General features: G+C 50.8%; 10 protein-coding genes. All 10 read right to left on the reverse strand.

Annotation, left to right across the window (positions count from 1 at the left end):
* Window positions 1–41 precede the first annotated feature (41 nt).
* Window positions 42–1925: a selenocysteine-specific translation elongation factor gene (selB, locus tag DEF47_RS04025; RefSeq protein WP_012188678.1), complete on the reverse strand. Its 1884-nt coding sequence runs from the start codon at window positions 1923–1925 to the stop codon at window positions 42–44.
* Window positions 1925–3967, reverse strand: coding sequence for a glycosyltransferase family 39 protein (locus DEF47_RS04030; RefSeq protein ID WP_012188677.1), 2043 nt, complete (start codon window positions 3965–3967; stop codon window positions 1925–1927). The genes selB and DEF47_RS04030 overlap by 1 nt, the downstream gene beginning before the upstream one ends.
* A gap of 21 nt (window positions 3968–3988) precedes the next feature.
* Window positions 3989–4870, reverse strand: coding sequence for a class I SAM-dependent methyltransferase (locus DEF47_RS04035; protein ID WP_012188676.1), 882 nt, complete (start codon window positions 4868–4870; stop codon window positions 3989–3991).
* A gap of 9 nt (window positions 4871–4879) precedes the next feature.
* Entirely contained in the window at window positions 4880–6040 is a 1161-nt protein-coding gene (locus tag DEF47_RS04040) for a glycosyltransferase family 4 protein (protein WP_012188675.1), read from the reverse strand.
* A gap of 251 nt (window positions 6041–6291) precedes the next feature.
* Window positions 6292–7107 carry a Cof-type HAD-IIB family hydrolase gene (locus DEF47_RS04045; protein ID WP_012188674.1) on the reverse strand — a complete coding sequence of 272 codons (816 nt, stop codon included), beginning with the start codon at window positions 7105–7107 and terminating at the stop codon, window positions 6292–6294.
* 92 nt (window positions 7108–7199) lie between these two features.
* Entirely contained in the window at window positions 7200–7820 is a 621-nt protein-coding gene (locus DEF47_RS04050; protein WP_012188673.1) for a hypothetical protein, read from the reverse strand.
* Window positions 7821–7842: 22 nt separating this feature from the next.
* Window positions 7843–8592 (reverse strand): VirB3 family type IV secretion system protein, encoded by a 750-nt coding sequence (locus DEF47_RS04055; RefSeq protein ID WP_041304124.1) that lies wholly within the window; start codon window positions 8590–8592, stop codon window positions 7843–7845.
* Window positions 8593–8610: 18 nt separating this feature from the next.
* Window positions 8611–10299 carry a VWA domain-containing protein gene (locus DEF47_RS04060; RefSeq protein WP_012188671.1) on the reverse strand — a complete coding sequence of 563 codons (1689 nt, stop codon included), beginning with the start codon at window positions 10297–10299 and terminating at the stop codon, window positions 8611–8613.
* A gap of 16 nt (window positions 10300–10315) precedes the next feature.
* Window positions 10316–11479: a substrate-binding domain-containing protein gene (locus tag DEF47_RS04065; protein WP_012188670.1), complete on the reverse strand. Its 1164-nt coding sequence runs from the start codon at window positions 11477–11479 to the stop codon at window positions 10316–10318.
* A 204-nt stretch (window positions 11480–11683) separates the two neighbouring features.
* Window positions 11684–12754, reverse strand: a complete 1071-nt coding sequence (locus tag DEF47_RS04070; protein ID WP_012188669.1) for a dipeptide epimerase — start codon at window positions 12752–12754, stop codon at window positions 11684–11686.
* Window positions 12755–12774: the final 20 nt, after the last annotated feature.

A 12774-nucleotide genomic window follows, 5' to 3' on the forward strand; every position in this document is an offset into this window, starting at 1 on the left:
TGGGGCTAGGCGTGCCAAGCTTTTCTAACACTTTGTTAAGCTCAATAGGCTACCCGTAGATCGCCGACGCGGCGGGTAATGCGCAGTTGATCGCAGTGTTCGAGCATGGCTTGGGCATATTTACGGCTGGTTTGCCAAGCATCACGGGCTTGGGCAAGACTGATGCTTTGGCCAGCAGCAAGTTGCTCTAGCACCCAAGTATGCATCTGGTGGTATTGCTTCGGCAAGAAATAGACCTCTGCGCCAATCTGAATCAATTGCTCAGTTTGTAGTAGATAGCGCCATAGTTCTGGATCAAGCTTGGGCCATTGCTCACGGCTTGGCGGTAGGGCTGGGTTGCTCTGCCACAATCCCAACAAGGCTTGGATTTGGGCTTGTTGACCGGGGCTAGGTTGGGCTTGATGTTCAGTCAGCTTAATCTGCGTAGCTTCAACACTTAGCCATGGTTGTGCAGCTAAAGCATTTAATATTTGATTAAAGCTGTTGGCTGCTAAACCCATCCGTTTGCGTAATTCCTCGCGGGGCATAGCTGTGCGCAACGGCCACATGGCATGATATTCGGCCAGAATCTGGCGCAAATTGGCTTGTAATTGGCTCCAATAAGCTGTGCTCGTAATTAAACTGCTGGCCGTGAGTGTCGCCATTGTTGCTGAGACGATGCTGATTAAGCCGTTGTTGCAGCCGATATTGAGCGCGGCTAGGGCAGTTGGCGAATCGAAGCCGCTGCGTTGTTGCAGCTCCTGCCAGGTTAAACATTGCTGTTGAATGTGCTGTAACAGAATTTCATGGGGCAAGCCATTGGCTAGTTGTTGCAACTGTTCAATCACAGCTGGGCGCATACGCCGATGCCGTTGTGGATGCGCATCGAGCACCCGTATTCCCGCCACTGTGGCGGCTGGCGAGGCACGCCGTAAAATTCCACGATCGCCGCGTTGGGCAATGGTTGGGTGTTGTAAACGCAATTGGCCAAAGGCTTGCTGCTTGGCTGGCAACGTGTCGCAATCGAGCAAGGCGAGGGTGCAACTCAGTTCGGCGCTCCCGAGATAGAGTTGTAGAGGCTGATTATGGCTCAAGCTTGGGGCAGCGGTGGTGGTTTCAATCAACACATCAAGCAAGTTGGTTGGCTCAAAAGTTTGAGGCAATGTCAATACATCGCCACGCTTGAGACTTTGGCGTTCGATGCCGCTCAGATTAACCGCCACGCGCATGCCTGCCTGCACGCTGACGTAACTGATTTGCTGCGATTGCAAGCCGCGAATTCGCCCACGCAGTTGTTGCGGCAAAATTTCGATTTCCATGCCCACGCTTAAATTGCCGTCGCGCAGCGTTCCGGTGACGACTGTGCCAAAGCCATCGATGCTAAACACCCGATCGATCGGCAAGTGCGGATGCTGTTTCTGGATTGTTCGGGCTGGCAATTGGCTGATTAATTGGTCAAGCGCTTGGAGCAATTGAGCCATGCCAGCCCCAGTTCGCGCCGAAACTGGCACGATTGGCGCATTGGCCAGGCTGGTAGCGGCAAATTGCGCCTGAATGTCGCCGCTGATAAATTCAAGCCATTCAGCATCAACCAGATCAATTTTGCTAATGATGATCAGCCCATGCTCAATGCCCAATTGATTGAGAATTTGTAAATGTTCATGGCTTTGTGGCTGCATGCCTTCATCGGCGGCAACGACGAACAACACTCCATCAAAACCAGTTACCCCAGCCAACATATTTTTGATTAGCCGTTCATGGCCTGGCACATCAACCAGATTGACCGAATGACCAGCGGGCGTGCTGAACCAGGCAAAGCCCAGATCAAGCGTCATTTGGCGGCGTTGTTCTTCTTCCCAACGATCGGGGTTGATGCCTGTCAGGGCTTGAACGAGGCTTGATTTGCCATGATCAACATGGCCAGCAGTGCCGAGCGTAATTGCCATTAGCGTAAATGAAACACCAGAAAATCCTTGCCAACGGCGCTGCTGATGCGGCGCAACTCGCCTTTAGGATATTCCTGTTGCAATTGATCAATATGGGCTTGATCGTCAGGATTGAGAATGTAAATTAATGGGCGATTGCCAGGCACAACCAGCGCCATTTCGGGCTTAATCGTGTTGTTGACATACCATTGCATATCATTTAGATGCACGCTGATATTGCGCGATTCCTTCCAGAAATAGCTGTTGAGCATGAGGTAGGCGTTTTCGTAGGGTACGCCTTGAGCATCGCGATAGTAGCGAATCGCATCGGCAACCTCACGATTATTCGGGATAAAACCGGTGTATTGGCGGGCCATATCAACAAAGTAGCGCTGGAAATTTTCGCGTCCAGCCCATGCCAGTAGCCAGATTGTTAAGCCAATGCTCAGCAATCCACCCAAGGCTGATTTGCCGCGCCACCATTGCTCAAACGGCTGGCCTTTGGTTAGCCATTCAAGCGCCAAGGCTAGCGGTGCAGCGGCCATGGTAAAAATCACTGGCATCAGCACGCCAGTCCGCGCTGCGCTGGGGTTTTCGATTGGGTATGCTAAGCTCAACGTTGTGGCTAAACCAAGTAATGGCAATGCGACGACCAGCATCCACCAACGCCATGAACGTTCAACTAACAACCGCCACACGACGATTGGCAAACTTAACAAGAGCAAAGCCGCGCTGACAACATCAAGCAATGGATCGAAACGCACATTATTAACTTCGTTGCGATCGCCACGCCAGTTAAACGCGACCGCTAAATTAACATTATTGGCAACGAATTTTTTAATATCGCATTCACGTTCGCTGCTGGTAGTTTGGCAAAATTCGCGGCTAATATCGTCGGTATGGTTGCTGGTGCGGGTGCTGACGCGAAACCAAAAAACATCGGGGTAATCGAGCATAAAATGGCCGAGCGGCAAGAAAATCAAGGCGGTTGTGATTAACGTCAGGCTGCCATGGCCGAGCAATTTGAGCCAGCCTTTGGGGTTGCGTCGTCGTCGCTCAAACAGCATCAGGCCAAATACGGCGGCAATGACGAAGGGCACTGCTCGAACGCCGATATAGCCATATAAACCCATGCCCATCCATAACCCGACCAGCAAGGCATCGCTGCGTTTGCCCAAGCGCACATAGCGCCAGAGTGACCACAACACCAGCGCGGCGGGCAAGGTGGCATAAGGAAAGCGCAACCCCATGCGAGTGGTTTCGAGCGGCCATTTGCCTAGCGCATACAAGGCGGCACTCAAAATGCCCAACTTGCGACCGCCCAGCTCACGCGCAAACAAATAGATAAACGGAATTGTTAGCGTGCCGATAATCACATTGCCAAGTTTGAGCGCGATAAAACCAAACGGCACGCCAAAAAAGCGAATCAACATGGCAATGTAATAGAATTGGCCTGGCTCGCGACCTGTGTTATTGGGCAAAAATAATGGGCGACCACCCTGCAAAATGGTGTAAACATCTTCCATCTTCCAGCCGTGGTCAACCGTCATGTCATATGGCATTTGATCCAGCCGATACAGCCGAATCCATAAACCAAAAGCGGTGACAATCAGCAAACAGCCGAAGGTCAGCCATGCCCGTTGGGTTTCGGCTCGATCAGCTTTGGGCAAGCGTGGGCGTTGCCAGGGCATCCATGCCAACAGCCATAAGCCAATCGCAAACAGCCATGTCCAGGTCGAGAGTGAGTTAAATTCATTGCCAAAGAGATTATTCCATGCGACGAAACCGCTAAGCAAGGATACAGCGCTTATGCCAAGCCGCAACGTTAGGTGATCTAACGGCTGATCATGGAGTTCAGGCAAGATATCAGCTTGTGGCGGTTGGCGCTTGATCAGCCACCACCAAATGCCGAGCGCAACCGCTGCCCCAAGCATAACTGCCCCATTGAAATGGCGGAACTCAAGTTGGGCTTGAACCTTGAGCATGAGCGCTAGGGCTGTTCCAAGCAAGCCTAAAAGCCAAAGCCAGCCTAGGCGCTGGCTTGGGAAGACACCTCGTAGCATGGACACGATCTCCTGACAGACTTAACTCAAGGGCTTGCGGGCTTTGACAAAGACATTCACAAAGCTGCGTTTATCTAAAGTTTCTGGGCGTTCATTCAGTTGATCAACATAATTGATAATGCCGCGTGCAAGATTGAGCGGATTCAATTTGCTGCCTTGGTTTTGGTCGCCTCGCATACGGTCGGCGCTTTTCATCCAGCTTTCGGGCAAGATACCCGATTCAATTAAAGGCTTGCCAATGCCATACACCACATAAGGAGTCATCGGAATAGCGTAGTGGGTGGCTTCTTCGCAGCATTCAACCTCGAAATCGGCCATACGCACTTGACGTACCAATTCGGCTGGCTCATACAAGCGCACATGGTTTTCCCAAATGCTACCAAATTTGGTGTGGGTGAAGGGCTTACCACCAAGCCGCGTCCAGATCCAGCTGGCGGGGTCCCACCATAGCGGATAATTGGCATGCGGCACTGAAATGGCCAAGATGCCACCAGGCTTAAGGATGCGGCGCAATTCGTGCAAGGCTGCCTGTTGATCGGGAATATGTTCGAGCACTTCTGAGAGCAGAATTTTATCGAAGCTATTATTGGCAAAGGGCATGCCTTGGCCATCGCCACGTACAAAGGTTGCGCGATTGGCATGTTCTTGCCCAACTAGGAGCCGATCAAAGGCTTCATCAAAGCCCACAACATGCAAATCACGCAATTTATCGATCATCTGGGTATAGAAGCCATAGCCACAGCCACAATCCAGTACCGTATCGCCATCCTGCAAATCAAGATATTGCATCAAGCGGCGGGCGCGGCGGCTATAGGCAGGATCAGCCTCGTTGCGCAACATCGTATCCATCAGGGATGCATCGCGTGGGGCTAGCGGGACATAGGGTTGTTCGGTCATGTTCATCGCTCTTCCTTATACAACCGAGGCAGAAACGGGCTGACCACACATTTCGGCCATCGTCCGCTCGTAGCTATCGAGAATGGTTTTGACTGAAAAGACTTGTTCAACTTTGGCGGGTTGCACTTTATAGGTTTCAGGGTTTTTCAGCACTTCAATAATCCCATCGGCTAAGGCGCGAGGATTTTGAGTTTGCACCAAGCGCCCAAAGCCAGTTTCCTGCACGACAACCCGTGCGCCTGGAATATCGCTGGTGACCAACGGCGTGCCCGCCAGTAAAGCCTCGATCTGCACCATCGCCAAACAATCGGTGCGGCTGGGCAAGGTAAACAAGTCGCACATTGCATAAAAATTGGCAAGTTTTTGCGAATCACGCAACAAACCAAGGAACACAATTCGTTCACGGTTTTGCTCGATCAGCGGCAAACATGTGGAATAAAAATCTTCATAGACCATTTTGTGCTCGCCCGCAAACACAAAGCGCACCTCAGGAAAGACCTCGGCGATCATTGGCATAGCTTTGAGCAAGAAATCAAAGCCTTTTTCTTCAACGAAGCGCCCAGCAAAGCCAACAATCGGCTTATCGCTGATCCCAAGTTCGGCTTTCCAAGCGGCTACTTGGCTTGGATTGGGGGTTGGTAAATCAACCGGTGGGTAAATATACGTCAATTTTTTGGTGAATTTTTGCAAAAAGCTGGAGTTTGCGGCGTAATCGCGACTATAGGCACTAACGCGCCGCGCCAATTTGCCTGCTAAAACCATCTGGCCAATCATGACCTTCTCGATCGCCCGATTAATCAAGCCAGTTGGCATGACCAAATCGCCATGATGGCTCATCAACAAGGGCTTATTCAGCACGCGGCATAACCCTGAAAGCAGCAAGGCTTCAAGTTGGGGCGTATGCACATGCACCACATCGTGGCTACGAATCAATTTGGCGGCGACAAATGGAAAATTGAGTGCGAGCATGCCACGGCTAATTTGAGCCGCAGGCTTAAGCCGCAATACATGCACCCCATTCAAGATTTCTTCAGTTGGCAGCGTTGGCTCATGCTGGATTGTTAAGACGGTGACGTGGTGTCCACGAGCTGCGAGTCCTTCAGCCACCCGTTGGGCATGCATGGTCAAGCCCGTCCAGTGCGGCGCGTAGTAGGTCAAGGCAGATAATATTTTCATGGGAAAAGTCCAGCCATACTAGTTAAACGTGGCTCATTATACCTTATTCAATTAGAACAAAGAACATAGAACATAGATGTAATGGTTCATTGGGTTGGCAATGTCTTGTGTCCCCTCACCCCCTGACCCCCTCTCCCGCACGCGAGGCGAGGGGGAAGCGCTCCAACAGTGCTCCCCTCGCCCACGGCAGTGGGAGAGGGGCTGGGGGTGAGGGGAATATCAACGGTTGTTAATGCTATGTATCATTACAGCTACTCTTCGCCTAACACAAAATGGCGAATGCCATAGGCCGCACCATCGTCGCTGAGCGCAGGCAACACATAATTAGCCGCAGCTAAGGCAAAGCGATCAGCATTGCCCATAGCCATGCCAAAGCCTGCCCACGCCAACATCGAAGCATCGTTTTCGCGATCGCCAATTGCGGCAACTTCGGCCTGGGGAATGTCCAAATGTTCGGCAAGCACGGCTAAACCAACACCTTTGGAGCTACCAATCGCCGCCGCCTCACCAAAATGATCGTGCGAACGAAAGATCTCCAAGCGACCTTTCCAGCGTTCACCCCATTCGTGCATTGTGCGCTCTAATTCAGTTGGGTCGGTAATCCAAACCAGCTTGGTAACAGGTTTTTGGCGCACAATTTCAACCAAGTTGGGGGCAATATTTACCGGAATATCGACCAGCGAAAAGCCCAAATATTCTTCAACCTCAGGGCTACGCTCAACAATCCACAGCTCATCATCGATATAGGCCTGAATATACAAGCCCTCAGCTAAGGCCAATTCGACCACTTCGGCGGCCAAATCGGCGGGCAAGGGATTATCGTAGAGCACCGTGCCATCGGCGGTTTGCACATGTGCGCCTTGGTAAGTAATCAGCGGGGTGGTTATCTGCAACATATCGGCAAACGGCTGAGCGGTGCGAATCATGCGGCCAGTGGCAATTGTGACATGCACTCCGGCGGCTTGGGCATCAGCAATCGCAGCTCTGGTGGCGGCGCTTGGCTCTAAGCGTGAATCAAGCAAGGTTCCATCAAGATCAAGCGCCAACAAACGATATTTCGGGGTCATGAACCATCCTCTAAAACGCAACAACGACGTGCGATTAGTATACCGCAGCGTCGTTGAGTCGATATCCTGTAATGCTGGTTAGTATAGCACCATCACTTACCTTCATCCTTGGGCGGATCGATCATGATCATTGGTTGCAGATTTGGGTCTACATAGACGATCGGCTGGCCTTGAAATAATTGCTCGGTTTCAACGGGCAACGGCGAACCTGCTTGATCCAAGCGCCCGCGCAATTTGGCATTCAGCAGATAAATCGTCAGCGCAATCATAATCAGATAGCCAACGACCAAGAAGGTATTGATCCATGGATGCAAATCAGCACTCAAAAGAAAGCCTAGGCCCAACAAACATCCCCAACGGAATAAACCTATCAAGCCTGCTTGCCAAGCAACACTACGCACGACAGCTTGCTCATCAAACAGCAACAGCAATGGCAGCAAGGCCAGCCCAACTGAAACTGTAGCAAGCACGCTATTCAGCACATCATTCGAGTTGATCAACTGATAGCTAGCAATACTAATCATGTTTTCTTGCCAAGCCCATTCTAACAACACCGGATACATCCCAATCAGCATAATTACCGTGATAATTGGCTCGATCAGGCTAATGCCCAATAAATGCTGCATGCGCCCAATTGAATTTTTGGAGCGGATCGACCACCAAATTGCCCCTGCCAGCGCCAACCAGATTGCAAGATACATTCCGATAAACATTCAATTCTCCCTCGTTATAAACCTAGGCTACGCCACTTTGTGACATAGCGCCTTCTAAAACATGCTGAAACGCATCCATGTCGGCGTTCAAATTGCTTAGCCGTTCGGCAACTTCTTGCGAGGTTTGAGTGGCACTAGCCGCCTCGGATGCTCGCAAACGCACGGTTTCAGCCAAGACATTATCAAGGTTAGCCGCAATATTTTGCAACTGAGCCGTAATCCGATCATAGTAGGTTGCTAAAGCTTGGGCATTTTGCTGACGATCAATCAAGGCCGCCCGCGTTTCTTTCAATTGATCAACCGTATAGCTATCCTTGGTCATGGCGATCCGTTGATCAAGGTTGTCGATTTGGGGTTGCAAGCCATGCGGTTGCGAGGTTTGCAAATATTGCTCGATCAATTGGCCTTTATCGGCTAACCCATGAGCTTGCTGAAATAATTCATTGGCTTGATCAGCAATTGGCTGGAGCAGGCGCTGCAACGGGCCAGCAGTCACATTGGTGGAGCGCACAATCTCGCGGCGCGTGCGATCGATCGCTTCCAAATGCGATTGAAAGGTGCGGCTAGTAATTTTGGCCAATTTTGGCGCTTCTTGCTTTTGCACTAAAATATTCGGATCATTCGCCAACATCCAGACCATCAGGGCATAGGCGATAATCGCAACCACAATCAACCATGGATAAATTGTTAGCGCCATAACCACCCCGATTGCCAAAACAATCAAGGGCAGTGGTTTGGTGGCGGCAACTTGTAAAGGGTGGCGTGAATTCATAATGCGCGATCCATTTCTCTAGAAAAATGTAGCAATTTCATGATAAACCTGACGAATTGTCGCCGGATCGCCAGTATATGATTTGGCTCCAGTGATTTCGGCAATTCGTTGCAAAACCTCTTGATTGGCATCAGAGCCATAGGCAATCGTGAAAATTTTAATCGACGTGCCAGATTCATCTTGGCGAATTTGTTCATTCAATTGCTCTAAACTCAATGAGCTAGCCGTATCTTCGCCATCAGTCAACACCACCAATGCGCGAATCCGCTGCACTTCAGTTTGTTGCTGAATATCGGTATAGACTTCGCCAATTGTGCTGTACAAACGAGTTTCGCCATCGGCCACCAATCCATCGATGCGAGTATGCAAATCGGCCCGTTTGGGGCCAATCGGCGAGAGATCGGAAAGCTCGGTTGCATTGGTGCTAAAAATCGTCACTTGCACATTATCTTGATCGGCAAAGATATCGATAAAATCGCCAAGCGCCGTTTTGGCTTCGCGCAAACGGTTTTCTTGACGCATTGAGCCAGAAGTATCAATAATCAACGCTACATCAACTTGCTTTTTGTGCTGCTGCCACAATTGAGTTATGGCCTGCAAAACCTCTGCCGAAGGCGTTGGCAAGGCGACTTGCAATTGGCTTGGGTCAACGCCATGCGCCGTATCAATTGGCGCAGCGAGGCTAATATCAACATTGGCTGGCCGAAAACCATATTGCATGGCCTTGGCTTGTTGAGGCTGAGCCAGCAAAAACTCTTGAAATACTTGCGCTGCAGCCCGTTTGTCGGCATTCATGCGCTCGGTTTCCAGCACCACCAAGGGATGGTCGCTCCAAAATGAGCCTTCCTTGGGGTAAATCGCCACCATCGGCAACTCAAGGTTGGGATACAACGCTTGATCATACGACTCGATGATGAGATTTTCATACAAAATTGCCGCCGACAAATACGAAGGGCCATGCTCATACATGGTTTTGGCAAAAAAGCCTGTGCTTGAGCCATAGTGAATCACTGATTGCTCGACAGCATTGATCAAACTGGCAGTTTCGGGTTTATCCAAATCAGCGACAGTCAGATCGCTGGTTTTTTGATTGGCAGCATAGGCCATCGCCACAATCGTGGCAAGCCCACTATTGGAGAACTCAGGGTGCGTGTGGCCAAACTGAAATGCACCCCACTCTGGATGACCAAAATCGGCCCAAGTTTTGCCACTGGTCGCCAAATCGGCCAAATCCGCCCAGCCAATTTGCTTATCGGGGTAGCCCAAGGCTTGAGCCATCGGCTTCCACATGCCAATCACAACTGGGCTAAGCACCAACGAGGTGGGAGTTTGATCGCTAAACAGCAATTCGCCTTTAGCCGTCTTCCAACGTTGATTGGCTAATGGCAAGGATAAACTGCTCGCTGGGCTCCACAAATCGGCCTGTTGCGAGCCATCAAGTAAGCCGTTGATCGTTTCGAGCGAGCCAACGGGCACTGCTTCGACCTGAATGCGTTGGCCGCTAGCGGTTTTAGCTGAGCTGGCGTTAAAATCGCTCACTACCGCATCAATCCAGAGTTGCTTTTCGCTGCCATAGAGCAACCGCAACACCAGATCATCACTGCTCGCCTGGCCGGATTGGCTTGGTTGCATTGGGTTAGCCGCCTGACCACAGGCGCTCAAAAATATGAAGAGCAATAATAAGCGTAGTATAAATCGAAAACGCATTGGTGACACTCCTTGATTAGCGTTTAACACTGGCCGCTAACGAGTTCCACAAATCCAGCACTGCCTTGATTGTGGCAGCATCTGGCTCAGCCGCCAAATTTGGAATGCTCATTTGCACTCCGGAACTTTGATATTTAACAAAAGGCGAATCGGCGGCATCGATCGCAATATCGGGATCGACAGGGCGAAAGCCTTGTTGGACAGCCGTGGTTTGTTGTGGCTTGGCTAGTAGAAATTCGCGCAATAATCCAGCTGCTTCCCGTTGATCATCGCTGCTCCATGAAGCATCCAAAATGGCCAAAGGATGGTCGCTATAAAGATTTTGCGGTGGATAGACCAAGATTAATTTACCAAAACGGCCTTGGGCCTTGGGCAAATACTCAAGCGCCGTGCTTTCATAGACCACGGCTGCGCCATAGCTACTTGGCCCAAATTGCACCATTTTCTGCATTAACGAACCAGTGCTTTCAGCAAATTGCTCAACATTTTTGGCGTAGCCTTGGAGCCATTCCACAAATTTAGGATCATTAACATCTCCAGCGGTTAAGCCACTAGCTTTATTATGGTAAGCATAGGCCATCAAAATCCAGGCCTGAAAACCGCTATTTGAAGTGGTCGGGCTAGTTTGGGCAAATAGAATTTTTTGACTGCGCTGGGGAATGAGAACCCCATCGTGCAAGGCTTGCCAAAGCTGGGGATCTTGCGATTTCAACAAGCTGGCGGCGGGCGAACCTTCGTAGGCAGCTAGCACCAATGGCGAAATCAACATCGGTTCGGCATCAGCAGCCAAATTGGTTTTAGCATCGATCTGGGCGACATTAATTTGGGTAATTTGTAAGGTGCTAGCGGGGCTGATCGCGGTTGGTCGCAAACTGCCATCCTGCAACTGCGTTACAATCTCTTGCGAACCACGCGAAATCAATTCGACTTGAATCGGCTTGCCATCGACAGTCGGATTGGTTGCCTGCCACGCATTGACCGATTGCTTGAGCCAAACCTCTTTTTCACTGCTATAGACCAATTGCAACTTAATTGCCTGGCTTGGGTCGGGCGTGCCAGGCACCCGGGTGGGCAAAATTGCCAAGGGCGCTGATGAAGCCAACCAACCTTGGCTCACCGCAACCACGACTAACGCACAAATCAGAAAAAAGCCAGCTGCAACCACCCATGCCTTACGCATAACAACTCCGTTCTATCCAAAAATCCAGAATGCTAAAATGTTATGGTTTTGTTAAGCAAAAATAGCATTTCAGCCCATTAGAATGGGCAATTTATCTACGCCACCAATGTGGTTTGGTTACAGCAAGTCTAGTGCAAGTAGGGGCAAAAAGCTAGCCCGAAAATAGCATAAATTGCCATGATCGGGCTAGAATAGAGGGTTAGCTTAGGCCAGATTCACGCCATGGCCAGCAACATCGGCTAATTGCAGGGTTCCGCCAGTTTGAGCAAAGCCACCAATAAAGGGATGCTCGGCAATAAATAATGGCGTATCAAGATCGATAAAATCGAAGCCGCCATTACCAGCCGCCAGATTGGCCGAAAAGCTCATGGCCAAAATACTTTCAACCATGCCGCCAATCATCAATCCCAAGCCAGCAGCCTGGGCAATTGCAATCATCTTCAAGCCTTCAGCTACGCCAGCCTTCATCAATTTAATGTTAATCACCGAGGCTGTACCTTCGCGGGCGATCCGTAGCACATCGTGAGCTGAACGCGCAGATTCATCAGCAGCAACTGCAAAGCCTGATTGGGCCGTAACCTGGGCCATGCCTGCCCAATCCTCGCGCGGCAACGGTTGCTCAAACAACACCATCGGAATTGACTCGGCCTTACAAGCAGCGCAAAAAGCTAGTGCCCGTTCGACATCATAGCCGCAATTGCCATCAACAATTAATGGTGCGGTGGGCGCTGCTTGATGAATGGCCCGCAGTCGCGCCAAATCATAGGCCACATCAACCCCAGCCGTTTTAACTTTGATCGATTTGATGCCACGGGCAAGAATGGCCTTGGCTGAGGCCGCCGCATGCACCTCATCACCTGCGGTAATCGTCATGTCAGTTTCAAGTTGCTTACTCACGCCGCCAAAAAATACGTGTAATGGCATGTGATAATGGCGAGTTAGCGCATCAAGCATGGCCATTTCAAGGCCACAACGAGCGGCAGCCGCCTCATGTTCAGCATGATCCAGCATCGCCGCTAGTTTGCGCCATCCACGCACATCGGCTCCCAGCAAATGGCTTTGCAAGCGCTCAATCGCAGCGCTTGTGCCAGTCTGGGTTTCGCCGCTGACAGCGGGAAAAGGAGCCGCCTCGCCTAAGCCAAGCGTGCCATCAGCCAACTGAACTTTGACTAAAACATTGGCAGCGACCGCTTGCGCCCCGCTGGCAATTGCAAACGGCTCGGTCAAAGGCAAATTAATCGCTTCGGCACTGATGGCCTGAATCGTCGTCGGCATAGCAAAGCTCCTATCCTACA

It is taken from the genome of Herpetosiphon sp. (assembly GCF_003512625.1).
Classification (GTDB): domain Bacteria; phylum Chloroflexota; class Chloroflexia; order Chloroflexales; family Herpetosiphonaceae; genus Herpetosiphon; species Herpetosiphon aurantiacus.

Excerpts from the sequence above, each read along its gene's own strand:
- DEF47_RS04050 (WP_012188673.1), bottom strand. The coding sequence starts at position 7,820 with ATGTTTATCGGAATGTATCTTGCAATCTGGTTGGCGCTGGCAGGGGCA.
- DEF47_RS04055 (WP_041304124.1), bottom strand. The coding sequence starts at position 8,592 with ATGAATTCACGCCACCCTTTACAAGTTGCCGCCACCAAACCACTGCCC.
- DEF47_RS04070 (WP_012188669.1), bottom strand. The coding sequence starts at position 12,754 with ATGCCGACGACGATTCAGGCCATCAGTGCCGAAGCGATTAATTTGCCT.
- selB (WP_012188678.1), bottom strand. The coding sequence starts at position 1,925 with ATGGCAATTACGCTCGGCACTGCTGGCCATGTTGATCATGGCAAATCA.
- DEF47_RS04035 (WP_012188676.1), bottom strand. The coding sequence starts at position 4,870 with ATGAACATGACCGAACAACCCTATGTCCCGCTAGCCCCACGCGATGCA.
- DEF47_RS04065 (WP_012188670.1), bottom strand. The coding sequence starts at position 11,479 with ATGCGTAAGGCATGGGTGGTTGCAGCTGGCTTTTTTCTGATTTGTGCG.
- DEF47_RS04040 (WP_012188675.1), bottom strand. The coding sequence starts at position 6,040 with ATGAAAATATTATCTGCCTTGACCTACTACGCGCCGCACTGGACGGGC.
- DEF47_RS04045 (WP_012188674.1), bottom strand. The coding sequence starts at position 7,107 with ATGACCCCGAAATATCGTTTGTTGGCGCTTGATCTTGATGGAACCTTG.
- DEF47_RS04060 (WP_012188671.1), bottom strand. The coding sequence starts at position 10,299 with ATGCGTTTTCGATTTATACTACGCTTATTATTGCTCTTCATATTTTTG.
- DEF47_RS04030 (WP_012188677.1), bottom strand. The coding sequence starts at position 3,967 with ATGCTACGAGGTGTCTTCCCAAGCCAGCGCCTAGGCTGGCTTTGGCTT.